Annotated in this window: 18 protein-coding genes and 3 tRNA genes; 11 read left to right on the top strand and 10 right to left on the bottom strand. The window is 41.8% G+C overall.

The annotated features are described in order from the left end of the window. Positions 1-24 precede the first annotated feature (24 nt). Entirely contained in the window at positions 25-1,686 is a 1,662-nt protein-coding gene (gene ettA, locus J500_RS03115) for an energy-dependent translational throttle protein EttA (protein WP_034698120.1), read from the bottom strand. A 210-nt stretch (positions 1,687-1,896) separates the two neighbouring features. Then, positions 1,897-3,618: a thiamine pyrophosphate-dependent enzyme gene (locus J500_RS03110; protein ID WP_004994416.1), complete on the bottom strand. Its 1,722-nt coding sequence runs from the start codon at positions 3,616-3,618 to the stop codon at positions 1,897-1,899. A gap of 304 nt (positions 3,619-3,922) precedes the next feature. Between J500_RS03110 and J500_RS03105 the strand changes: the two genes are divergently transcribed. After that, complete coding sequence (locus J500_RS03105) at positions 3,923-5,206, top strand: O-acetylhomoserine aminocarboxypropyltransferase/cysteine synthase family protein (protein ID WP_004994417.1); 1,284 nt, start codon at positions 3,923-3,925, stop codon at positions 5,204-5,206. A 283-nt stretch (positions 5,207-5,489) separates the two neighbouring features. Next, the gene (locus tag J500_RS03100; RefSeq protein ID WP_004991809.1) at positions 5,490-6,380 is read left to right on the top strand and encodes an SDR family NAD(P)-dependent oxidoreductase; all 891 of its coding nucleotides are present in this window, start codon (positions 5,490-5,492) and stop codon (positions 6,378-6,380) included. Between the two features lie 90 nt (positions 6,381-6,470). On the opposite strand, the gene J500_RS03095 is transcribed toward J500_RS03100, so the two are convergent. Then, positions 6,471-8,660 (bottom strand): SulP family inorganic anion transporter, encoded by a 2,190-nt coding sequence (locus tag J500_RS03095; protein ID WP_004994419.1) that lies wholly within the window; start codon positions 8,658-8,660, stop codon positions 6,471-6,473. 300 nt (positions 8,661-8,960) lie between these two features. Beyond that, the gene (locus J500_RS03090; RefSeq protein ID WP_004994421.1) at positions 8,961-11,315 is read right to left on the bottom strand and encodes a Tex family protein; all 2,355 of its coding nucleotides are present in this window, start codon (positions 11,313-11,315) and stop codon (positions 8,961-8,963) included. Positions 11,316-11,895: 580 nt separating this feature from the next. Here J500_RS03090 and ompR point away from each other — a divergent pair. From ompR to J500_RS03065, 5 genes are all read left to right on the top strand, one after another. Next, positions 11,896-12,660: a two-component system response regulator OmpR gene (gene ompR, locus J500_RS03085; RefSeq protein ID WP_034698116.1), complete on the top strand. Its 765-nt coding sequence runs from the start codon at positions 11,896-11,898 to the stop codon at positions 12,658-12,660. Positions 12,661-12,682: 22 nt separating this feature from the next. Then, positions 12,683-14,140, top strand: coding sequence for an ATP-binding protein (locus tag J500_RS03080; protein ID WP_004991819.1), 1,458 nt, complete (start codon positions 12,683-12,685; stop codon positions 14,138-14,140). 207 nt (positions 14,141-14,347) lie between these two features. Continuing rightward, the gene (locus J500_RS03075; protein WP_004994424.1) at positions 14,348-15,862 is read left to right on the top strand and encodes an acetyl-CoA hydrolase/transferase family protein; all 1,515 of its coding nucleotides are present in this window, start codon (positions 14,348-14,350) and stop codon (positions 15,860-15,862) included. Between the two features lie 147 nt (positions 15,863-16,009). Further along, positions 16,010-16,429 (top strand): GNAT family acetyltransferase, encoded by a 420-nt coding sequence (locus J500_RS03070; RefSeq protein ID WP_004994426.1) that lies wholly within the window; start codon positions 16,010-16,012, stop codon positions 16,427-16,429. Positions 16,430-16,563: 134 nt separating this feature from the next. Continuing rightward, entirely contained in the window at positions 16,564-16,992 is a 429-nt protein-coding gene (locus J500_RS03065; RefSeq protein WP_004994428.1) for a hypothetical protein, read from the top strand. Positions 16,993-17,133: 141 nt separating this feature from the next. Here J500_RS03065 and J500_RS03060 read toward each other — a convergent pair whose 3' ends face one another. The 5 genes from J500_RS03060 to J500_RS03040 form a co-directional block, all read right to left on the bottom strand. Beyond that, entirely contained in the window at positions 17,134-17,862 is a 729-nt protein-coding gene (locus J500_RS03060) for a class I SAM-dependent methyltransferase (RefSeq protein WP_004994430.1), read from the bottom strand. Between the two features lie 117 nt (positions 17,863-17,979). After that, positions 17,980-18,055 (bottom strand) — tRNA-Phe (locus J500_RS03055). Between the two features lie 137 nt (positions 18,056-18,192). Beyond that, positions 18,193-18,268: transfer RNA gene (locus J500_RS03050), tRNA-Phe, on the bottom strand. 137 nt (positions 18,269-18,405) lie between these two features. Continuing rightward, a tRNA-Phe gene (locus J500_RS03045) sits at positions 18,406-18,481 on the bottom strand. 98 nt (positions 18,482-18,579) lie between these two features. Next, entirely contained in the window at positions 18,580-18,969 is a 390-nt protein-coding gene (locus J500_RS03040) for a GNAT family N-acetyltransferase (protein ID WP_004991836.1), read from the bottom strand. A gap of 97 nt (positions 18,970-19,066) precedes the next feature. Here J500_RS03040 and hisB point away from each other — a divergent pair, with 97 nt between their 5' ends. The 4 genes from hisB (at position 19,067) to hisA (ending at position 21,824) form a co-directional block, all read left to right on the top strand. Continuing rightward, positions 19,067-19,660, top strand: a complete 594-nt coding sequence (gene hisB, locus J500_RS03035; RefSeq protein ID WP_004991837.1) for an imidazoleglycerol-phosphate dehydratase HisB — start codon at positions 19,067-19,069, stop codon at positions 19,658-19,660. Further along, positions 19,660-20,277: an imidazole glycerol phosphate synthase subunit HisH gene (gene hisH, locus J500_RS03030; RefSeq protein ID WP_004994433.1), complete on the top strand. Its 618-nt coding sequence runs from the start codon at positions 19,660-19,662 to the stop codon at positions 20,275-20,277. The genes hisB and hisH overlap by 1 nt, the downstream gene beginning before the upstream one ends. Before the next feature lie 167 nt (positions 20,278-20,444). Then, positions 20,445-20,960, top strand: a complete 516-nt coding sequence (locus tag J500_RS03025; RefSeq protein WP_004994434.1) for a DUF805 domain-containing protein — start codon at positions 20,445-20,447, stop codon at positions 20,958-20,960. Between the two features lie 132 nt (positions 20,961-21,092). Then, positions 21,093-21,824 (top strand): 1-(5-phosphoribosyl)-5-[(5-phosphoribosylamino)methylideneamino]imidazole-4-carboxamide isomerase, encoded by a 732-nt coding sequence (gene hisA, locus J500_RS03020; RefSeq protein ID WP_005001063.1) that lies wholly within the window; start codon positions 21,093-21,095, stop codon positions 21,822-21,824. Between the two features lie 63 nt (positions 21,825-21,887). On the opposite strand, the gene J500_RS03015 is transcribed toward hisA, so the two are convergent. Continuing rightward, entirely contained in the window at positions 21,888-25,877 is a 3,990-nt protein-coding gene (locus J500_RS03015) for a Pls/PosA family non-ribosomal peptide synthetase (RefSeq protein ID WP_034698109.1), read from the bottom strand. Between the last annotated feature and the right edge of the window lie 220 nt (positions 25,878-26,097).

The following is a 26,097-nucleotide window of genomic DNA, read 5'->3' as shown; positions in this document are numbered from 1 at the left end:
AGCTGGTTTTTTATTCACAGAAAATTAACCTGTGATCTTTCTATATTTACCACGTTTTTGTACCGCATCGTCACCTAAACGCGATTGGCGATAAGCTTCGTATTCAGCGTAGTTACCTGTATAAAATTCAGGTTGTTCATTTTCGAATGACAAAATATGGGTCGCAATACGGTCAAGGAACCAACGGTCATGCGAGACCACCATCACCGTACCCGGGAATACCAAAATAGCATCCTCAAGCGCACGTAAAGTTTCGATATCCAAATCGTTCGATGGTTCATCCAGTAAGATCACGTTGGCACCCATCTGTAGGATCTTAGCAAGTTGTAAACGGTTACGTTCACCACCCGACAATTCACCTACACGTTTTTGCTGATCCTGCCCTTTAAAGTTAAAGCGACCGATATAAGCACGTGAGGCAATTTCGTAATCACCGATTTTTAAGATATCCAAACCGCCAGAAACTTCTTCCCAAACGGTTTTGTCATTATCCAAAGTGTCACGAATCTGACCCACATAGGCCACTTTCACCGAGTCACCCAGTGTTACCGTACCTGTATCAGGTTGCTGTTCACCTGTCATCATACGGAATAGCGTGGTTTTACCCGCACCGTTTGGCCCCACAATCCCCACAATCGCAGTAGGTGGCACAGTAAAAGTTAGATTTTCGTACAATAAACGACCATCAAATGATTTACTGATCCCTTCCACTTCCACTACTTTGTTACCCAAACGTGGGCCAGGTGGAATGTAGATTTCAGAGGTTTCATTACGTTGCTGGAATTCTTTCGAGTTCAACTCTTCAAAGCGTTCCATACGTGCTTTGTTTTTCTTTTGCTGACCTTTGGCATTTGAACGAACCCATTCCAGCTCTTTTTTCAATGCTTTAGCAAAAGATTCTTCTTGTTTCTGTTCCTGCTCTAAACGGGCATTCTTTTGTTCCAGCCAAGAAGAATAGTTGCCTTGATAAGGAATACCATGTCCACGGTCAAGCTCCAGAATCCACTCGGCCACGTTATCTAGGAAATAACGGTCATGCGTAATCGCCACGATGGTGCCAGAGAAATCTTTCAGGAAACGTTCTAACCAAGAGACAGATTCGGCATCCAAATGGTTGGTTGGTTCGTCGAGAAGCAACATATCTGGTTTAGACAAAAGCAAACGACACAATGCCACACGACGGCGCTCACCACCAGAAAGCAAAGAAACGTCGGCATCCCATGCTGGTAGATTCAAGGCATTCGCTGCAATTTCCAATTGGTTATTGAGATTGTGTGCATCCCAAGTCTGGATAATCGCTTCCAGTTTTTCTTGTTCTTTGGCCAGTTTGTCAAAGTCTGCATCGGGATCTGCATATTCTGCAAAAACCTGATCTAAACGCTCTAAAGCGTCTAGCGCTTCACGTACGCCATCTTCCACGTTGCCACGCACATCCTTATTAGGATCGAGTGGGGGTTCTTGCTCAAGATAGCCAATTTTAATCCCCGGCTGTGCACGAGCTTCACCTGAGAAATCTTTGTCCACGCCCGCCATAATACGGAGCAAAGTCGATTTACCTGCACCGTTTAAGCCGAGCACACCAATTTTAGCACCCGGAAAAAATGATAATGAGATATCCTTGAGGATTTCGCGTTTCGGCGGCACCATCTTGGATACTCGGTTCATCGTATAAATATATTGGGCCACTTAGGACTCCTCAATAGAAAAACCAATACATCGCAGTGAGCGAAAAATAGCAGTTATTATATGCTGAATACGGCAAAAAAATAAGGCGTGATTGAGTTTAATCCGACTTTATGACTGAGAAATGTCGACGAAGTTGTTTCCTGATATAAAAATGCATGACTCAAAAATCATGCATTTTTAATGAATCGCGAGACTGTTTCTACTCAGCCTTTATTTGACAAAATTATTGACCAATAAATTTTTGACATCATCGACACGACCTGACATCAACGCCTTAATGGCATAGAGAGAGGTTGAAGAGACCTGATTCAAATTTGGATCGGGTGGCATCACCAATTCCATCGGATTGGTATGTACATCCAGTAAGGCGGGGCCATCATGTTTTAAGAAATTTTCCACTGCCTGCTCCAAACCATCCCCGTGGGTCACAGTTTGTCCATGCAGACCGATGACACTCGCCAGTTTGCCAAAGTCTGGATTGAGCAGATCGGTATAATGATCGAGCAAACCTTCCACTTTTTGTTCGAGCTCGACAAAATTTAGTGAGCTATTGTTAAACACCACGATTTTAATCGGTAATTTTTCCTGAATAGTGGTGAGTAAATCACCCAATAACATGGCTAAACCGCCATCGCCACAGAGTGCGATGATCTGACGCTGTGGAAACGCTTTTTGTGCGCCCAGCGCCTGAGGCATAGCATTGGCCATGGTGCCGTGTAATAAACTGGTAAAGGTACGGCGTTTGCCATTAACATCCACATGACGTAATACCCATACCATTGGGGACCCCCCATCACCAAAGAAAATCGCATCATCATCAGCATAACGATTGAGCAAAGAAACCAAATATTGTGGATGGATCAGGCCCTCTTTACCCACCCGCTCTTCTTTATGTCGAATTTCATCACTTTGATGTTTAAGTTCCAGACAATGATCCAGAAAAGCTCGATCCTGTCGCGTTTGCAACAACGGTAACAAAGCATTCAAAGTAGATGAAATTTTACCGACTGCACCTAGCGTTATCGGATGGCGTCGTCCTAAATGCGTTGGATCAATATCGATTTGTAAAATCTTGGCATGGCTTGGATAATATTGTGCCCAAGCAAAATCAGCGCCCAGCAGGATCAATAAATCACAATCCATTAAGGTGTGATAACCCGCTTTATTGCCAAAAATCCCGGTCATGCCCATATTGTAAGGATTATCATATTCGACAAAGTCTTTGGCACGTGAAGTGTGCGCAATCGGCGCTTTTAATTTTTCAGCGAACGCGACTAGCTGATCATGAGCGCCTTCACAACCTGCACCTGCATAAATCCCGATTTTTTGATGCTGTGAAATAAGCTCAACCATTTGCTGAAGTTCAGCTTGATTTGGCAAAATATCAGGTTCAGCATGGCGCGGCACAAAAGGCAAACCTGCTTCAGCCGAAGCTTCACTGATATTGGCGGGGACAATTACTACTGCAACACCACGTTTATTGATCGCAGCCTGACATGCCATACTCATAATATGCCGAGCTTGTGAAGCTTGGGTAATTTCTTCACAAAATACCGAGTTTTTTTCGTATACCGATTTAAAATCAACATATTGAGGGAAATCAATAAATCCCGCCATTTCGGTCGAAATTTGACTGGCAATCAAAATGACCGGGGCGCGATTGCGATGCGACTCATACAAACCATTAATAAAATGCAAACTACCCGGCCCACAAGACCCTGCACAAGCCGTCAAATGTCCACTCAATAAAGCATCCGTACCCGCAGCAAACCCACCCACTTCTTCATGACGAACATGAATCCATTCAATACTGCTTTTTGACATCGAATCGGTCACATGATTCAAGGTATCGCCCACAATGCCATAACAACGCTGTACACCCGCTTGCTCAAGCACTTCGATAATAATATCAGATACTTTTTGCTTACTCATTAGTTGACTTCTCCAGCTTTTTTTATCATGAATTAAACCAATTTTTTTATAGTGTCCCTGCCGTTTTGTCCTCGCCAGTAGGTTTTTGTACTTTTATTTAGGCACAATGTAATCGGAAACTTAAAATAAAAACCCTGCCATTTACAGGTTTTTTTCAGGACATGTGTATGGATGAATGAAGCGCATACACAGCCCGTTGTTATGAAATAAAAAGATGACTGTTCCTAAAAAATAGATAAATTAATCATAAAGAATATGTTAAAACACAACCTTGCTTGATTTTTATGCATCACTGGAAAATAAAATGACACAGACCTATAAAGATGAAACGCTTGCTATTCATGCAGGCTATTCCCCAGAACCGACCACCAAAGCAGTGGCTGTTCCAATTTACCAAACCACCTCTTATGCATTTGATAACACGCAACATGGGGCAGATTTATTTGATCTAAAAGTTCAGGGGAATATTTACACGCGGATTATGAACCCGACCACCGCCGTACTGGAACAGCGGATTGCTGCGCTTGAAGGGGGGATTGGCGCATTGGCTTTGGCTTCGGGTATGGCCGCGATTACTTATGCTATTCAAACCATTACGGAAGCGGGTGATAATATTGCGTCCGTATCGACCTTATATGGTGGAACCTATAATTTATTTGCGCACACCCTGCCCAAACAAGGCATTGAAGTTCGTTTTTTTGATTACCAACAACCTGAAAGTTTACGTGCATTAATTGATGATAAAACCAAACTGGTCTTTGTCGAATCGATTGGCAATCCATTGGGTAATATTATTGATCTGGAAGCGATTTCCAAGATTGCACATGAATATGGTGTACCTGTGATCGTAGATAATACCGTCGCCACGCCTGTACTTCAGAAATCGTTTGATTTTGGCGCAGATATTATTGTGCATTCACTCACCAAATATATTGGTGGTCATGGCAATAGCATCGGTGGTGTGATTGTAGACAGCGGTAAGTTTCCATGGGGACAATATCCTGAACGTTTTAAAGTGTTGAATACCCCCGATCCAAGCTATCATGGCGTAAATTATGTCGAAGCCTTAGGCCCAGCCGCCTATATTGCTCGTGCCCGCGTGGTTCCACTGCGTAATACAGGTGCTGCGATTAGTCCACTAAGCGTGTTTTTGATTTTACAAGGACTTGAAACCTTGTCTTTACGCATGGAACGTCATACTGAAAATGCACTTAAAGTTGCCGAATATTTACAACAACATCCCAAAGTCAAATGGGTCAATTATGCGGGTTTAAAAAATCATCCTCAGCATGCACTGGCACAAAAATACGTGAAAGGTAAACCCTCTGCGATACTTTCCTTTGGGGTTCAAGATGGTCGTGAAGGCGGCACACGTTTTATTGATGCATTGCAACTGTTTACCCGTCTGGTCAATATTGGCGATGCAAAAAGTCTGGCCTGCCACCCTGCGACCACCACTCACCGCCAGTTAAATGCTGAAGAGCTTAATGCCGCAGGGGTAAGTGAAGATATGGTTCGCTTATCTGTTGGGATTGAACATATTGAAGATTTAATTGCAGATCTGGATCAAGCTTTGGCAAACGTCTAAATAAACAGTAAAAAGTACTCACTAAGTCCGCTTTAATGCGGACTTTTTTTATTATATAAGGGCATTTTTTTATGTTAAAAGTGAACCAAGCACAGTTTAAAATTAGAGTAATTGCTCTAAAAACATTTGTAAATTCATAGGCTTAACTATAGACTTTTTTAAAATTAAATCCAATAATAATTACCTAGACTTTGGTTGAATAGATTCATTCACCAAAACGTCTAAGGCGGTAAAAAAACAAGTAAAGCTTTTGGATTTAAGCTCAAAGCTCAGGGAAAAACGCGTGAATAAAAAACTTGAAACTCTTTTCCAAGAGAATGTCAAAAATAAAGTTATTCTGATCACTGGTGCATCTAGTGGTATCGGTTTAACAGTCGCAAAGAAAATGGCATCCGCAGGTGCTCATGTGCTATTAGTCGCACGTACTCAGGATACACTACAACAAGTACAAACCGAGATTGTTCAAGCAGGCGGTAAAGCATCAATCTTTCCATGTGATTTGAGTGACATGGAAGCCATTGACCGTGTTGCCAAAGAAATCATACAGAAAGTCGAACATATCGATATTCTGATCAACAATGCTGGGCGCTCTATACGTCGTGCTGTGCATGAATCTATCGACCGCTTCCATGATTTTGAACGTACTATGCAACTCAATTATTTCGGTGCAGTACGTTTGGTTTTAAATGTTTTACCTCATATGATTAACCGTAAAGGTGGTCAGATTATTAATATTAGTTCGATTGGTGTATTGGCCAATGCAACTCGTTTTTCGGCTTATGTGGCATCTAAAGCTGCACTGGATGCATTTAGCCGTTGTCTATCGGCCGAAGTGCATTCTCATAAAATTTCGATTACCTCGATTTACATGCCTTTGGTTCGTACACCAATGATTGCACCGACCAAAATTTATAATTATGTTCCTACTCTTTCACCAGATCAGGCCGCAGATCTCATCGCTTATGCCGTTGTAAAACGTCCTAAACGTATTGCGACGAATTTAGGTCGTTTGGCCTCAGTCACTTACTCTTTGGTGCCTGAAGTCAATAACTTATTGATGTCGATTGGATTTAACCTGTTCCCAAGTTCAGATGCAGCAGTGGGCAAAAAACAGGAAAAACTGAACTGGATGCAAAAGACCTATGCTCGAATTTTCCCTGGAGAGCATTGGTAAAATTATCTCTCAATGAAAAATAAAAACTGAACCGATAGACCGAAGCTTCTCCACAAGAAACTTCGGTCTATCACGTTTAGTTGCTAAAAATTAATCATCTAGAAATTTTACTGTACCAGTTTGCACATCATAAATTGCCCCAACAATCGCAATTTCACCTCGTTCTAGCATCTCTTTTAACACCGAACTATGGTGAATAATATATTGAATATTATAATGCACATTCATAGCCGTAACTTGATGTACAAAAGCCTTACTTAACTCACGCGGTTGCATGATGTCATACACACTTTCTACAGAACGCATCAACGGTCCTAGCACATATTGAATGTGTGGCATTTCCTTAACTTGTGAAATCTGTTTATTAGCAAGCCGTAACTGACATGCACTCGTCACAGCACCACAATCCGTATGACCTAAAACCAAAATCACTTTTGAGCCTTTGGCCTGACAAGCAAATTCCAATGACCCCAAGACCTTTTGTCCAGCCACATTTCCAGCAATCCTTAAACTAAACAGATCACCAATGCCAACATCAAACAACATCTCGGTAGGTGCACGAGAATCCATACAGCCCAATACTGCGGCAATCGGATGTTGTCCTTGGTCTGCCGTAACTCGAATTTGTCGATAAATATCACGTTGCAACCGCTCATTTTTGACAAAGCGTTGATTGCCTTCTTTCAATAACTTCAATACATCCACAGGACTCAACTGAGATTGCAAATCCTGTGTACTAATATCGATATCTAAAACAGCATCATCCAGCTCAGCATAATGCTGTTTGAAGCCTATCAGTTTCACATCAATACCACGCTTGATCGCGGTTTCATTTTGATACTCCTGAATAACTTGATAAATATCAGGATCAATACTATCTGACTGAGTTGCATCAATCACCAATTGATCATTTTTATGGATTCTTTCCAATGCTGTAATCAGAGCAGCACGATTTAAAAACGTCACCTGTGATGGCAGTTCAATCCGTGTAATCACCCCATGTAAATGTTTTTCCTTATAAATACGCACGCCTTTATGTAAATTACCATAAAGAATAAATGCAATACTGATCGCCAAACCAATAACAATACCGATTAAAAGATCAGTAAATAAAATAGCAACCAACGTGATGATAAAAGGAATAAATTGCTTCCAGCCTTGTTGATATAGTTTTTTAAACATATTTGGATGGGTAAGCTTAAAACCCGTCAAAATCAGTATTGCAGCCAGTGCCGACAGTGGAATCATATTCATTAAAGGAACAAAAAACAAAACTGCAAGTAACAGCAAAATACCATGAATAATCGTTGAATATTTGCTTCGCGCACCTGTGTTAGCATTGACAGAACTTCGAACGATAACCGAAGTAATTGGCATTCCACCGACTAAACCAGAAACCATATTACCTGCACCCTGAGCCCATAATTCACGATTAGGAGGTGAAGAGCGTTTTTGAGGATCAAGTTTGTCAGCAGCTTCCAGATTCAATAATGTTTCCAAGGAAGCAACTACAGCCAGAGTAATTGCTCCTGTATAGATCAAGGGATTATTCAAAGAGCTAAAATCTGGGAAGATCATGACATTTTCAGGCGCACTCAAAAGGTTAGGTAACTGAATAAGATTTTCAGGTTGAATTGCCCATGATGATTGGAGGTAAACCAGTAAGTAATTCAGCAAGCCTGCAACCACTACTGCAATCAAAGCAGAGGGAAGTACCCATTTTTTGAGTGGACTACTATCCCATGCCAAAATTAATAATAAACTTACTACACCAATCAGCATTGCTCCTTGATCAAATTGAAGCAATATTTGATTGATCTGCCCAGTCCATAATTGATTCCAAGAAAAATTTGACAACCCAAATAAGTATGGAATCTGGGTGATCATTAAGATGACACCTATTGCAGCCAAGAGCCCTAATATCACATTATTGGGAATAAAATTTGCAAAAAAACCAAGCTTAAACAATCCAAATAGAATCTGTAAAAAACCAGCAAAAACAATACACCATAAAAAAGCGGCATAATTGCCGCCCAGTTGCTCAAGTTGTACCAGAATCACGGCCGTCAGCCCTGCCGCTGGCCCTGCGACACTGATATGCGAACCACTCAATAAACCTACAATAATACCACCGACAATTCCAGCAATAATTCCTGAAAGAATTGGAGCACCAGAAGCTAGTGCAATACCTAAGCATAAAGGAAGCGCGACCAGAAATACCACGACTCCTGACAGAAGATCTTTAATATGAAACCTACTTTTTAAATTTAAAACTGACATAACACAACCATTTATAATTGAAAGAACTGATTCGCGTTGTACTGCCTGGAAACATCAACTGGTTTCAAGACTTCATAATAGTGTTTGAGAACTTACACGCCTTAAAGTGGAGTTATGCTGTGTAGTTGTGTTCTTATATGTCTTTTCATCGACTTTTTGTTGACATTAAAATTTTATACATAATTTTATTTATTGTTAAAATGTCTCAATATGATTAGGCTTAAAAAAACCCTATAAATTGTGTCCAACTTATAGGGTTCAGTTCAAAAGTGTCTTTTAAATTATTTGATCAACGACAAATTACTTCGATCCTTTAATCCCTGCCTGCAATAACAATGCACCGAATCCACCAATTTTATTGTCTTGTGGTTTATCCTGTTTAGGACGTTGTGGTTTTTTCGCCTGATCATTTTGACGCGCCGCTTGCGGACGTTTAGCTTGTGGTTTACGTTCTTCGCGTTGCTCTTGTTGATCACGACGTGGTGGGCGCTGTGCTTTTACAGGAGGCTGTGAACCTTCAGGACGCATACTTAAATTGACACGATTGCGTTCAGCATCGACGGTGAGTACACGTACTTGTACAATTTGACCCGGTTTGACCACTTTATGTGGATCAGAAACAAATTCATTGGCCAATTCAGAAATATGGACCAAACCATCCTGATGTACACCTACATCGACAAATGCGCCAAAGTTAGTGACATTGGTCACTATCCCTTCAAGCTGCATACCTTCAGTTAATTGTGCCACTTCAGTAATATCTTCACGGAATTTAGCCGTGCGGAATTCTGGACGCGGATCACGGCCTGGTTTTTCAAGCTCTGCCAATACATCCTGAACGGTAGGTAAACCAAACTGGTCATCGACAAATTCATCCGCTTTAACTTGACGAATAATTTCACTATTACCAATAATATCTTTCACCGTGGTTGCTTTGGCTTCGACTATTCTTTCCACCAAACCATAACTTTCTGGATGTACCGCAGAGGCATCTAATGGCTCTGAACCATTCTGAATGCGCAAGAAACCTGCTGCCTGTTCGAAAGTACGTTCGCCTAAACGTGGCACCTTTTTCAAAGCTTGACGATTTTCAAAACGACCATTTTCTTTACGATATTCAACAATCTGCTGGGCAATGGCTTTGTTTAAACCTGCGATATAACCCAAAATTGCAGATGATGCAGTATTGACATCAACACCTACGGCGTTTACACAATCCTCAACCACCGCGTCCAAGGTTTTAGCCAAACCTGTCTGGTTCACGTCATGTTGATATTGCCCCACACCAATCGATTTTGGATCGATCTTGACCAGTTCAGCCAAAGGATCCTGCAAACGACGGGCAATCGAGACAGCACCACGAATGGAGACATCTAACTCTGGAAGTTCAGCCGCCGCCAATTCACTGGCTGAATATACCGAAGCCCCTGCTTCGCTGACGCTAACCCGAGTCAGTTTAAGGTCAGGGTTTGCGGTCATCATTTCTGCAACCACCGCTTCTGTTTCACGGCTCGCCGTGCCATTGCCAATTGCAATCAAATCGACATTGTATTCACGGCACAAACGCGCCAATTCAGCGATCGAACCTTCTTTGTCTTCTTTAGGTGCAAATGGATAAATGGTGCTATGTGCCAAGACATCGCCCGCATCACTCACTACTGCCAGTTTCACGCCAGTACGAATCCCAGGATCAACACCTAAAGTGGTACGACCACCTGCTGGCGCAGACAAGAGTAAATGACGCAAGTTTTCAGCAAAAACTTCCATTGCTTCTGCTTCGGCAGCTAAGCGCTTTTCAGTCAGCAACGAATGTTCAATTTGTGGACGGATTTTACCCAACCAAAATAATTTAGCCGTTTGCTTTAAAAAATCCTGACGTGCTTGGGGCTGAATTTGTTCAAGACTATATTCAGTTTCAATTTGCGCCAATGGTGCTTCATCTTCACCATCGACTTTTAAGCCCAGTACATTTTCCTGACGACCACGGAGCATCGCCAATAAACGATGTGATGGGACTTTATTTAGGTTTTCAGAAAACTCAAAATAGTCACGGAATTTTTTACCGACTTCTTTTTTCTCATCAGACGCCACCGCACTTTTCAAAATCGCAGTTTTGGCAAAGAGTGCTTTGAGCGCTGTGGTTAAAGCAATGTTTTGTGCCCATTCATCAATGATAATATGCTGTACCGCATCTAGTTGACTTTCAACATCTGGATAGTCTTCATGACTAAATCCTGCTAAAGCCTCTACAGGTTCAACATTTTCATTTCGGATTTTTTCTGCGGCAGGACCCAAACCCGCTTCTTTGGCTTTAAACGACTTACTGGTACGTTTTGGTCGATACGGCGCGTAAATTTCTTCCAGCGCATTTTTGGTTTCAGCCGCATTGACCCGTGCCAACAAATCTTCTGAAAGTTTGTCTTGTTCTTTTAATGATTCGATGACTTTTTCACGGCGCTCATACAAATCACGCAAATAAGCCAAGCGGGTATCTAACTGGCGCAGTTGTGTATCATCTAAACCCTGCGTTACTTCTTTACGGTAACGTGCAATAAATGGAACGCTCGCACCTTCATCAATTAAACGAATAGCAGCTTCTACTTGGTTTGGACGTACGGCAAGTTCGCTTGCCAACTGCTGAACTAAGTCAGTCATCGTATTTGATTCCACAAGGCTAAAGTTTAAAAGCAATGATTATAAAGACCGAGACTATAAAATCCACAATTGTTTTGCGTATTAAAAACGAAATTTTGAATCAAACCTGTGTTTTTTTCAATTTTTAGACATTTTTATTTGATCTGGTTCAAGCTTTAGCCTAGACAGTCACATTTTTGCTAAACTTATTTACTCAAATCAAATGCTCAACGCTTCTGCCAATCCCATTGCAGTGAAAATGAAGAGTTATGTTTTTGCAAATGCGTATTTATATATTTGCATCATGCGCAGCATCAATGCTTTCCCCCCACAACAAATAAACTAAAAATGATTAAATTTAATTGAACAAACAAGGATTTAATCAAAAAAATGACACATCTCACATGCTAAAATCACCTAAACCTAAAGCTGCAAACTTCAAGTACCGAAAAATCGCTTTAACATGTTGTTTTTTGGTTTCAAATCACACGGAAAATTGTAATTTTGAGCAAATTGATACATAGTCTTAAACAGACTATCCGCATTATACTGCAATGATCCAATAAGCTATAAATATTGACTTAAATTAAGGGAGTACATCATGAGTTTAGTTGTACCTGCTGAAAATAATGAAGCTGTACAAAACAAAACCGACCGTGTCGAACGCATTTTGGTGGTCGATGATGATGTGCGTTTACGCACCCTTTTACAACGGTTCTTGGAAGATAAAGGTTTTGTGGTCAAAACCGCACACGATGCCACTCAAATGGATCGCTTGTTACAACGAGAATTATTTTCATTGATTGTGTTAGATTTCATGTTACCTGTCGAAGATGGCTTAAGTATCTGTCGCCGTTTACGCCAGTCCAATATTGATACGCCCATTATTATGCTGACTGCACGGGGCAGCGACTCAGACCGTATCGCAGGTCTGGAAGCAGGTGCCGATGATTATCTACCGAAACCCTTTAATCCAAACGAATTACTAGCCCGTATTCGTGCTGTACTGCGCCGTCAAGTGCGTGAAGTTCCAGGTGCGCCTAGCCAGCAAATGGAAGTGGTCAGTTTTGGCCCGTGGTCTCTGGATTTATCGACGCGCACCCTGACCCGTGAAGGTCAAGTCGTCACTTTAACGACAGGTGAATTTGCCGTCCTCAAAGCTTTGGTACAGCATCCACGTGAACCTTTAACGCGCGATAAACTCATGAATCTGGCGCGTGGTCGTGAATGGGGAGCGATGGAACGTTCAATCGATGTACAGGTTTCGCGTTTACGTCGTTTAATTGAAGAAAATCCAGCTCGTGCACGTTATATTCAAACTGTTTGGGGCATTGGTTATGTCTTTGTTCCTGATGGTGCGGAATAAGTTGGCGCTGTAGGATAATGCATTGAAGCTCGATCCCGTTAATCCACAGGACTATACAGATTTTGTTGCCTACTCAGAGCGTAAACGCACGCGCTGGGAGCGCTTTCTCGACAAAATAAAACCACGCTCTGCTGCAATGCGTACGGCAGTGCTGGTGGTTTTTGTGGTGATCTTCAGTCTGGTCATGTCACTGTGGTTTTTCTGGCGAACGCTTTATTTACCTGAAATTCAGCAACATGCCCGTTATCTCGCGGTTGAACTGGAACTGGTCAATAATCCTGATATTCGAATATTTCATCGTAATAATGAAGTCGACATCGATACTTGGCTCAAAAATCGGATCGGGATTGAATACATCACCAATCCCAAAGAATATCCCAATGTCCGCGATAAAGTCATTGCAGATTTCTTCACCAATAATGTCGAAGATAAACTGGCCAAAGAGCTAAATGTTAAAGACGTTACCGTCTATTTTCAGTTCAAACCGAGCCCGCGTATCTGGATTCAAACACCAGAAATGAAAGGCAACTGGGTCCGTGAACCGCTGAAAACCTATGCCAACTATAGTCCTGAGCTTATTTTTGGTTGGTTATTGGGGGTTCCCATTATTGCCTGCATCATTATTTTAACCCTTGTGCGTCAGTTAAACCGCCCATTACGTCGTTTACAGAATGCCGCCAATGAATATAGTAAAACAGGTAAAGCGCCCTATCTAGAAACCAATCATGGCCCGCAGGAAATCCGTGAAGTGAATCAGGCGTTTAATCATATGATTTATACGCTTGAACAAACTGAACGGGATCGCCGTATTATGTTGGCAGGTATATCGCATGATTTGCGTACTCCCCTGACCCGTATCCGTTTAACCGCAGAAATGCTGCCTGATGAATTTTTCAGGGAAGGCTTAATCTATGATGTCGATGATATGGATGCGATTTTGAATCAGTTCATTTCTTATATGCGTGATGGATCAGATGAAGAACTGCGCGAAACCAATATTAATATCTTATTACAAGAATTGGTGGTGCAATTTAAACCACTGGATATTCGTTTTGAGGCACAGGATGTCCCGATTATTCCTGCACGTAGCCTTTCTTTAAAAAGACTGATTGCCAATTTGATTAATAATGCCAAACGTTATGGTGCAGAACCGATTGAACTGAGTGCCCATGTTGAAAATGAACATATTTTAATCAGCGTTGCAGATCATGGAGAAGGCATTCCAGAAGATCAGATTGATGACTTGATGCAGCCTTTTGTTCGGGGAAATGCAGCACGAACCGTACAAGGAAGCGGGTTGGGACTGTCGATTGTGAAACGGATTGTGGATATTCATCAGGGTGAATTACTGATTCATAATCGCCCAGAAGGAGGACTTGAAGCCATCATTTCACTGCCTCTACCTAAACATTTGCAAGATGACACAGCATCGGTCAATCCACTTAATAAAATTAAGCAAAGCCTCACCGAACGCTTCTAATACTTTTGTCTAAAAAAACAACAAACAAATGATGCAGATCATTAACTGATCAATTTTTATTTTATCATAATCAAATAGTTAAAAACATCATTAATATTTATACCCACATTTATTATAAAAATTAGACCTTAGCCTAACATGCCTCCATATCGCTTGTAGAGTAGGTACAATCCCCTCCTATGTAATCCACAAGATTGAGAGTAAGCCATGTCTTTAGATCGTATCCGATTAGCCTCCCTTCATGACAAAGTCATCAGCGCAGATCAAGCCGCTGAGTTTATCCAAGACGGTATGACAGTCGGTATGAGTGGTTTTACTCGCGCTGGTGAAGCCAAAGCGGTTCCGCAAGCACTGGTTCATCGTGCTAAAGCCAATCCTTTAAAAATTACCTTAATCACGGGCGCAAGTTTAGGTAACGATCTAGACAAACAGTTGACCGAAGCTGGTGTTTTAGCGCGTCGTTTGCCTTTCCAAGTGGATAACACATTACGTCGTGCCATCAATAATGGCGAAGTGATGTTTATCGATCAGCATTTGTCTGAAACTGTTGAACAAATGCGTAACTTACAATTAAAACGTCCAGATGTAGCAGTGATTGAAGCGATTGCAATTACTGAAGATGGTGGCATTATTCCAACAACATCAGTCGGTAACTCTGCCAGCTTTGCGATTTTTGCGGAAAAAGTCATTGTTGAAATCAATACCTCTTTAAGCGAAGCTTTTGAAGGTCTACACGATATTTATATTCCAACTTATCGTCCTACGCGTCAGCCTATTCCATTGACCAAAGTCGATGAACGTATTGGTACTACTGCCATTCAAATTGATCCAGCGAAAATTGTCGGGATCGTATTTAATGACACCGCAGATTCACCATCAACCGTGACTTTACCTGATGATGAAACGCAAGGGATTGCCAATCACCTGATTGCCTTCTTTGAAAAAGAAGTTGCAGAAGGTCGTTTACCTACAAATCTTGGCCCATTACAAGCAGGGATTGGTTCAATTGCCAATGCGGTACTGACAGGCCTCAAAGATTCAAACTTTGAAGATTTAGTCATGTATTCAGAAGTATTACAAGACTGTACCTTTGAATTGATTGATGCAGGAAAAATGAAATTTGCATCAGGTAGCTCAATCACCCTTTCTGCAAAATGTGGTGAAAAAGTCTTTGGTAATATTGAAGCGTACAAAGATAAACTGGTATTACGTCCTCAGGAAATCTCGAATCACCCAGAATTGGTACGCCGTTTGGGGATTATCGGGATCAATACTGCACTTGAATTTGACATCTATGGCAACGTGAACTCAACTCATGTTTGCGGTACCAAAATGATGAATGGTATTGGCGGTTCAGGTGACTTTGCCCGTAATGCGCATTTGGCTATTTTTGTGACCAAATCGATTGCCAAAGGTGGTGACATTTCTTCAATCGTACCAATGGTATCGCATGTGGATCATAGTGAGCACGATGTTGATATTTTAGTCACTGAGCAAGGACTTGCAGACCTTCGTGGACTTGCACCTCGTGAGCGTGCACGTGTCATCATTGACAATTGTGTACATCCACTTTATCAAGGGGCGTTAAACGATTACTTCGATCGTGCTTGTGCCAAAGGTGGTCATACACCGCACCTACTACGCGAAGCGTTGTCATGGCATGCAAATTTTGAAGAAACTGGTCATATGCTGGTGGCAGAAGCTCAAGCAAAATCTGCTTAACTTTTAGCATCCACACTTACAGCATTCACCTTTAAAAAAAGCACCCGACTGCCCTTGGGTGCTTTTTTTTGCTGTATGAGAAGCAGACTTATCAAATAGACAATTTTCGATTATCTTAAAGCAAGACAATAACAAGTAGAAAATTCCATGTTTATGATTCGCCAATTTATTCAATCCGATCTAGATGACGTGATTCATCTCTGGGAAATTTGTGGGCTGACTCGCCCATGGAATAATCCCGAGCTGGATATTTTTCGTAAACTGGTTCAGCAGGATGATCTATTTTTAGTGGCCATAAAAGATGAGCAATTAATTGCCGTATTAATGGGGGGTTATGACGGACACCGTGGCTGGATGAATTATTTGGCAGTACATCCGCAACACCAACGTCTAGGTATTGCGACCGCATTGGTTCAACAGTTGGAAAAACGTCTCGTTGCACGCGGTTGCCCTAAACTTCAATTATTGGTTCGTCAGGATAATCTTGATGTACAAACTTTCTACGAAGAGCTGGGTTATGAAGAAGTGGATGTGGTGTGTATGGGCAAACGTCTAATTCAAGACTAAATGAGATTCACTTTAGTGTAATGAAAGTCCTCAAGGTTTAAATGCCAAATAAATATCGATGATATGATAATTAATCTAGCAATAGTCTGATTAAAATTGAATCTGAATGATGATTCATCAGGGGGATTCAAACAATGAAGATAAAACTATTAGGTTGTGCGATGCTTGCTCTTACTGCATCCAATTTTGTTCAGGCTGAAGTCAATACCAAAGCATTTACCACGACAGAACTGAAAGCATTAAGCTGTACTGATCTAAGTGTTGAAAAAGCCAATGCCAAACGAGAGCTTGCAGCCGCTGAAAGAAACATCACCAACATTCAAACGGATACTCCAAACAAAACCATCAGTAAATGGGCGGGTGTTGCAGGTGGAGCGCTTAGTGCTTTTGGTGGAAAATCTGAACATGCAGCTAAAGCCAAAGATATGGCGAACAATTTGGCTGGTTCAGAAGACACCTCAGATGAAAACAATCTAAAACTACAGCAAGCCCTGAAAAATAAGGCTCAAACTAATATTGAAAATATCGAGACTTATCAAAAAAGTAAAAAATGTAAAATTTAAATTTTAAAAATCTCGAAAATCATAAGAATGATGAGTTTTCAGCGCCAGATCTCAATGATCTGGCTTTTTTTATGTCTTAGATTTGGCTGTTATCGCAGTCGTCATGTCAAAAGCGGCTATGCATCATTGTTTTGCTATTGATTACCCGAGCGTTCCTACTCTTAACAAAATAGGAAACTCAATTTGAAAGCTTTGATCGGATGAGCATAAGGCTCGTATTCGATTTAAAGGATCTGCATCATTTTGCTGGATATAATGTTTGATTGCCGACCACGTGTACAAATAATCAATCAATTGTTCAGAAGACCACGCTAACTGAATTTTAAAATCAGGCATAGCAATTTCCTTAAATGGAAACGGAATGGTCTGATACTGCTCATCCACATAATGACGTTCAGCATCCCAGTAATCTTTGAGAATGACCCGATATAAATACTGAATCGCGTCGTTGAGTTGCGTATGATCGACCTGAATCAAACCATAACCCAATACAGCAAATACACCCTCGGGTTTTAAAGTTCGTTTGACTTGCGCATAAAAAGCATCAAAATCAAACCAGTGAATCGCTTGGGCGACGCTGATGAAATCAAAACATTGCGCTGGAAAACGAGCCTGTTCTGCCGTCTGTACCTGATAACTGACATTTTCAAAATAAGGGGCGTGTTGCAATTGATTGACGCTTAAATCTGTTGCCACAATTTGCTCAAAATAAGGCGCTAAAAGTTGGGTGAACTGACCTGATCCCGCGCCGCAATCCCATGCAAAGTCGTATGCAGGCACATGTTTAAGCAGCTCTTGAACCACCGCCTGTGGATAAGTTGGTCGTGCCTGTTGATAAAGCTGACTTTGGGCTGAGAATAAATCTTTCATCCTCCGCTCCTTGATTTTAGATGCTTATACTTGACTATAAAATAAAAATGAAAGCACATCACTAAAATTGTCAGACAATAAAAAAGCCCTAAACAATGTCTAGGGCTTTTTTGAATATGGTGGCGTGAGGCAGGATCGAACTGCCGACACACGGATTTTCAATCCGTTGCTCTACCGACTGAGCTATCGCGCCGATGGCGTGTATTAAGCCGTATCTCAGGCAATTAGTCAATCAAAATCAGCATCTTTTTCATCAAATGTCTTTTTTTTACCCAAAAAAAATCCCTGATGGGATCAGGGATCGAAAACACAAATTTGGTTTTTTAAATATGGTGGCGTGAGGCAGGATCGAACTGCCGACACACGGATTTTCAATCCGTTGCTCTACCGACTGAGCTATCGCGCCGATGGCGTGTATTAAGCCGTATCTCAGGCAATTAGTCAATCAAAATCAGCATCTTTTTCATCAAATGTCTTTTTTTTACCCAAAAAAAATCCCTGATGGGATCAGGGATCGAAAACACAAATTTGGTTTTTTAAATATGGTGGCGTGAGGCAGGATCGAACTGCCGACACACGGATTTTCAATCCGTTGCTCTACCGACTGAGCTATCGCGCCGATGTGGGCGTATTAAACAATGTTCGACCGCCTCAGTCAAGATACAGCCTGCATTTTTTGCCTGAACGTTTAAATTTAAAGCAGTATTTTCGCAAAAATTATCCCTGAACCGATAATTTACCGATATGCGCCAGACAACGATGAATCGCCCCACAACCTGGTTCAAAAAATTTAACCCCTTTTTCCTCTTCCATACGGCAAACTTCACTCACCAGACGTTCCGCGACCCCTCGCCCCCGATTGGCAGGATGTACAACAATATATTCCAGAATCTTGCTTTCACCTTGTCCTGTACACCAGATTGCACCTATAATCTTGGTGTTAAATTCAGCGGTATAGACTGTGGTATACTGCGCCAGATTTTGTTCTAGCTGCTCGACCGCATCTTGCCCATCGCCAAATTCAGGACTTGTGTCATACAGTCGCTCAAGCTGGCTGCGCATTTCTTCGTTTTCAAGTGAAGTATAAGCATGTACGGTTATAGGCATGGATTAACCCTCCTGAGCAATCTGTGTGCTGTCACTTTTGTCACAGCGAATTGAGCTTTATATTCATCATTTTTAACGTTTTTTGAGGAACGTGTCCATGACAGAGCGTATCAGTGAAGTGGTAAGAAATACCAATGAGACCAAAATCCGGGTTCGTTTGAATCTTGATGGTTCTGGTCAGGGTACACTGAACACTGGAGTTCCATTTTTAGACCATATGATTGATCAAATCAAGCGTCATGGTTTATTTGATATTGATATTCACTGTGATGGTGATCTTGAAATTGATGATCACCATACCGTTGAAGATTGCGGAATTACGCTGGGTCAAGCATTTGCACAGGCATTAGCTGATAAAAAAGGTTTGCGCCGTTATGGTCATTTCTATGCGCCATTAGATGAATCACTTTCTCGTGTCGTGGTGGATTTATCTGGCCGTCCAGGTTTATTTATGGATATTCCATTTACTCGCGCGCGCATTGGAAGTTTTGATGTCGACTTATTTTCTGAATTTTTTCAGGGCTTCGTTAACCATGCGCTAATGACTTTACATATTGATAATCTGAAAGGCAAAAACAGCCACCACCAGATCGAAAGTGTGTTTAAAGCCTTTGCCCGCGCACTCCGCATGGCCTGTGAAGTTGATCCACGTGCGTCAGGAACGATTGCTTCGACCAAAGGGAGTCTGTAATGACTCGTGTTGCTTTACTTGATTATGGCATGGGAAATCTTCATTCGGCAGCCAAAGCACTCGAACATGTGGGAGCAACGGTCGATGTGACCAATGACCCAAAACTGATTGCGCAAGCAGATAAAATTGTTTTTCCTGGGGTTGGCGCCATGCGGGATTGTATGCAAGGCATGCATGAGGCTGGAATTGATGAAGTCGTGCGTCAAGCGGCTTTTAATAAGCCTGTTTTAGCCATTTGTGTCGGTATGCAAGCGCTTATGCAACGTTCTGAAGAAAATGGCGGAACTGATGCGCTTGGAATCTTTGCAGGTCAGGTCAAACATTTTCCTGAAATCGAAGGTTTAAAAGTACCGCATATGGGTTGGAATCAGGTTCATCAAGCCGATCCATCTCATCCTATGTGGAATAAGATCGAACAGGATGCTCGTTTTTATTTTGTGCATAGTTATTATGTTGAGCCGCAGCAAAGTGAATTAATTGCCGCAACCTGTGATTATGGGCTGCCATTTTGTACCGCCATTCATCAAGACAACTTGTTTGCGACCCAATTCCATCCTGAAAAAAGTCATACAGCAGGTTTACAGTTGTTAAAAAACTTTGTGGAATGGAAAATTTAAAGCAACGTTTGCACACTCACACTAGATCAAGTCAAATTGACTTGATCTTTTAAACCCATCACAAAAAATACAAATATTACAATTTATCTTTCATTTTTCTTTTATACTTTAGACTTGATCTCAAAACTGCCTTATTCAAAATAGTTGAACGTTTCAGGGAAAATAAGATGCGCTCTTCAGTTCAGGGTACTTGTCTCGCCAATGATTCACCATTACGCCCCGAAGGTCGTTTTGGTCGCTTATCATTTGCAGCTTGGAGTTTACTGGGAAGTCTTTTTTTTCTAATCGCATGTAGTACCATTGGTTTTGGTCTGATTCAAATGAGCGAAAAACAAAGCAGCTATTCAAATCAAACCATCCTGTTTATGATTTGTTCTATAGGCACGCTGACTGCGATTTTTGTTTATTATCATTTTATTTTTATGATTCGCCGCTTACATGATTGTAATCAAAGTGGCTGGTTATCTTTACTTTATATGGTTCCGCTCATCAATATTGTGTTTATGACCTATTTACTCTGTGCCAAAGGCAATACGCGTCTCAACGATTTTGGCCCAACACGCTATACCTGTAAGTGGGAACGATTCTTTGGCTGGATTTATATTATTCTTGTTCCATTGAGTCTGATGATTGGGCTTTTAAGCGTTCTGCTCATTCCGACCTATCAAACTTATCTGCAATAGCACAACAGCAACTCTCCAAACAAAATCATCCAGATTAAAACGAAATCTTCATTCTGTTGACTTAGCAATTGCGATAGAGTTTGCTAAGATGAGGCAATTTTTATTTTCCCAGATGAAGCAAGGAGCGAAAGCATGCTGATCATCCCTGCAATTGACCTGAAAGATGGTAAGTGTGTCCGTTTAAAACAAGGCCGTATGGAAGATGATACGGTTTTTTCAGATGATCCTGTCGCAACTGCTCAACATTGGGTCAATGAAGGCGCGCGTCGTTTGCATTTGGTTGATTTAAACGGTGCTTTTGCGGGTACACCGATTCATAAACCTGTGGTCGAAGCGATTGCCAAAGCACAACCTGAACTACCAATTCAAATTGGTGGTGGTATTCGCTCGCTTGAAACCATTGAGCATTATCTGGATGCTGGCGTATCTTTTGTCATTATTGGAACCAAAGCCGTTCAAGATCCTGCGTTTGTAGAAGAAGCATGCAAACAATTTGGCGGTCATATTATCGTCGGGATTGATGCTAAAGATGGTTTTGTAGCAACAGACGGCTGGGCCAATGTGACCGATGTCAAAGCCACTGATTTGGCCAAACGTTTTGCCGATGCGGGTGTCTCTAGCATCGTGTATACCGATATTGCCCGTGATGGCATGATGCAAGGGGTCAATGTCGAGCAAACTGTCAATTTGGCTCAATATTCAGGGCTTCCTGTGATTGCTTCTGGTGGTGTGACCAATCTTGAAGATGTCCGTTTACTCAAAGGCCAGCCTGGTATTTTGGGTGCGATTACGGGTCGTGCCATTTATGAAGGGACATTAAGCCTACGTGAAGCGCAGCTTTTATTGGATGAACAAGCGCTGTAAAAAAGAGTAGACATAAAAATGGGCGATTCATTCGCCCATTTTTTGCTGCAATTCAGACCCGTATTAGCCAGCCACCCATGGTTGTGCAGGCGAACCGATCCAAGCGGATTGAGTTGGAATTTTTTCACCTTTCATGACCAGTGTCAGCGGTCCAAGTAGCGTTTGATCGGCAACTTCAGCATTATAGAGTACGATACTCCGACAATGGACGGTGACATGGCTGCCAATTTTCACCTCACCAATTTTCATGATTCGATCTTCAAATAAATGTGTTTGAGGGCCACTAAAACTATTCAGTTCACTGTTATCTCCAATACTTACGCAATCGAACTCGGTGATATCAGCAGTATCCAGATATACATTTTTACCGACTTTGACCCCCAGTAAGCGCAATAACATTGGCAAAAACGGTGTACCACGTACATAGTTGAGACAGTTCTGAATGGCAATCGACTCATATAAACTGGTAATACCTTCACTGACCCAGACAAACATCGTCCACATGGGTGCTGAACGGGTTTTATAATGACCAATCAACGCCCATTTCAAGACCACGATGAGAAGAAAACTGACAATACCATAAGCAATACCTGACAAGGTTAAAGCCAGTAAGCCATAGAGCCAGCCTTTTGTGACCACCGTATTGATTACAGATAACACGATCATATAACCAACACCAATTGCAAACGCAGAAGGCAGCACAATACGCAAACCTTCAATAAAACCACGCATCATCCGTCGTGCAATACTAGGTTTAAAGGTCAAATGTTCAGGAAAATCCGCAACCGTTTCACGTGCAGGCAGCCGTAACGCAGGTGAACCAAACCATGTTTCACCACTTTGTAATTGATCTTTTTCAGGAATTTTTGATTGAACACCAATCAATACCCCATCAGGTAAATCTGTACCATCGGCAATATAAGCACTATTTCCGACAAAGCTACGACGACCGATTGTTGTCGGCTGTAAAATCATCCAGCCACGAGTAATTTCTTCATCACCTAGCATCACCGCATCGGCAATAAAACTTTCATCGCCCAATGTGAGTAACTCAGGGATCACACCTGTGGCGGTTGAAACTTCACTGTCTTTCCCCACTTTGGCACCCAGCAAACGAAACCATGCAGGTGCATAAACCGTCGCAAACAATCCATGCAAAGTTTGCAAACTGGTTTCCAAAATTTGAGTGGCAAACCATTTACGATAATAAGTCGAGCTATGCAACGAATAGGTTCCAGCTTTGAGACTTGGCAACAGGATTTTACGCACCAATGCCGCGAATAATGCTGTGGCGATAATCATCAATACGCTGGCAGGAATGGCAAGCAAGAAATAATGCAAGGCAGTAATCGCACTATTGCTGCTTGCCCAGTCACTAAAATATTTGACATCGAGCCAATCGACCAAAATAAAATTAGGGAAGATCGGGATAAAAAATAAACAGGAAATCAGTATCGCACTCACTGCATAGTAAGCAGCTTCCCACATTTTACGCAGAGTACTTACTTTTTCACGCAGCAATAATTGCGCCACATCAATACGGCTATGATATTTTGCTGGTGCGCCGTCCCAGATTTCATGTGCAGGAATGGTTTGACCATTTGGCAATGCCGATAAAGCTTTTAAATGGGCATAATCTTCAAGACAGGTATTTTCTTCCAAAACACTATAAGACCCGACATAACTTTCCTGTTTTAAATGTATACGACCTAAAACCAGATGACCCTGCTCGACTTTGGCATTTTCCAGATTGACATGTGAACCAACACTGACACCATCGTCGATTTGCAGCAAGGCTGGCATACGAATAAAGACCGAACCGATATGCACGTTCTGACCAATTTTAGCGCCCAAAGCACGCAAATACAGACGATTTAGACTTGACCCCGCCAATAAATAAACAGGCGCAATGTTGGTCAACCGATCTGCCAGCCACCATCTAAAATAAGTTCTACTCCAGAGTGGATATTCACCCGCTGTAACCCCCCTTAACAATAAGCGATTACCTACAATGGAGAGCGCAAAACTGGCAATCATACTCAGTACATATACGCCCAGTGAAATCGCAATTGCATGGGGAATACTATCGCTCGGGCTACCCGTAAAATAGTGATAACTAAAAAATGGAGCAAGCCATTGTAAAATGGTCAGCGCAATCAATACAGGGATGACCACAAGCTGCGCCACACCACACAGCACACGATGCAGGCTATTTACCTCATAGCTATTCACTTCACGCATTTGCTGTTGCTTGGTCTGGGCCAACATAAACTGGCTAATCGCACCAACTTTACGATTTTGGTAAATATTTTGGATCGTGATTTGCGCATATTCAGGATATTCACGTAGCTCAGACGTCAATACAGCAGCCAAAAGTGAATGTCCACCCAAATCATCAAAGAAATCGGCACTGAGGCGAATCGCCTGATTTGGAAATAATTTCTGTAAAATAGTAAATAAAATACTTTCTGCTTCATTTTGCGGTTCGTCTGAAACTTCTTTATCTATAGAAGTCGTCAACTCAATTTTACGCAATGCATTTCGGTCAATTTTTCCAGACAATAAACGTGGAACTTGCTCAACAATTTCAAAACGGTTGGGAACCATATACGCTGGCAATCTGGACTTTAAATATGTCCGAATATCTTTCACCTGAATCTGGCTTTTAGCCTCTTGATCAAGCACGATAAAAGCGACCAGTTGATCCATTTCGTCATCACGGCGCAACACCACAGCCGCTGTACCGATTCCATTTAAATCACACAAAGCGGCTTCAATTTCACCTAGTTCAACACGGAAACCACGAATCTTGACCTGATCATCAGCACGTCCCAAACACTGGATTTGACCATTTTCATCAAGTCGTGCCAAATCACCTGTACGATACAGTTTAAGTTCGTGCTCGTTTTGCGCCCATTGATTATCAATGAATTTTTCAGCGGTAAGTTCTGGACGCCCTAAATATTCACGTCCCACGCTTGGGCCAAACACACAAAGCTCACCCACTTCGCCCTGCGCTAATAGCTCAAGCTGATCGTTTAAAACCAGCATGCCGTAATTCGGCAAGGGAACGCCAATCGTCACAGGTTCATTGGCATAAACACGCGCCAGACTTGAGGTGACAGTTGTTTCAGTCGGTCCATAGGTATTAAAAATCTGATGATGTGGTAAATCCCAACGCGCCACCAAAGCTTCGGGACACATTTCACCGCCCAGATTGATGATTCTTAAATTTGGTACATCTTCTGGAAATAGCGCCAATAAGGTTGGCACGGCATGTAAAACTGTAATATTTTCTTGTTGAAGGGTTTTACAAAGACGCTCAGGATCAGTCACCAGATCTTTGGGTGCAATCCAGATCGTGGCACCGACCAAATAAGAAATCCAGACTTCTTCAAAGGACATATCAAAAGCGACAGAAAAGCCCTGATAGACTTTATCTTGGTGACATACGCCCAAGACTGAATTTTCTGAACGCAGAAAGTGACAAATATTACGCTGCTCGATTACAATCCCTTTCGGCTTGCCCGTTGAACCAGAGGTATAAATGATATAAGCCGCATCATCCAGTGCAGCACGTTGCTGAATTATCGGGTGTTGTGTTGGCTGATTCAGTTCATGCGCAGTCCATACATTTTGTTGCAGTTGTGTCAGTAAACCCGCCCATTCCTGACTGGTGACAATCCCCACGGCTTGGGCATCATCCAGACAAATCTGAATACGATCGACAGGAACATCCATATCAAAGGGAAGCCATGCAGCACCTGCTTTACAGATCCCCGCTTGAGCAATCAGTAAATCTGCTCCACGTGGTAACCATAGTCCCACGCGATCACCTGCTTTGACACCACGCTGGATCAACTGCTGTGCAATTTGATCGACTTGCTGTTGTAACTCGGCATAACTGATCTTTCGCTCATGATCAATCAGGGCAATATGGGTCGGATATTGCTCTGCTGTATGGTCTAAAATGTCTGAAAGAACTTCAGTTCGAATAAACTCTGGTCGTTGATCACCACGAATCACAGAGAGGGTATGAATAATTGCATTCATAGGATGTCCAGATGTTCGCCATCGCGTTATTTATCCCAAATACTTACTTAATAAAAACTCAGGATAAAACTCTTGTATTTATATGCAGTTCATCAGAAACATATAAAATTCAAACAATGACCTAAAACTGATTTTTTTATTCAGGCTTATTGTTTTCCTGTTGATGCTAGGCAGAATTGCTTAATAAATAATTAAAAAAACTTTCCTATCGGATTTATTT

It is taken from the genome of Acinetobacter sp. 479375, from assembly GCF_000581715.1.
Lineage (GTDB): Bacteria > Pseudomonadota > Gammaproteobacteria > Pseudomonadales > Moraxellaceae > Acinetobacter > Acinetobacter ursingii.
This window is presented reverse-complemented; position numbering and strand designations above follow the sequence as displayed.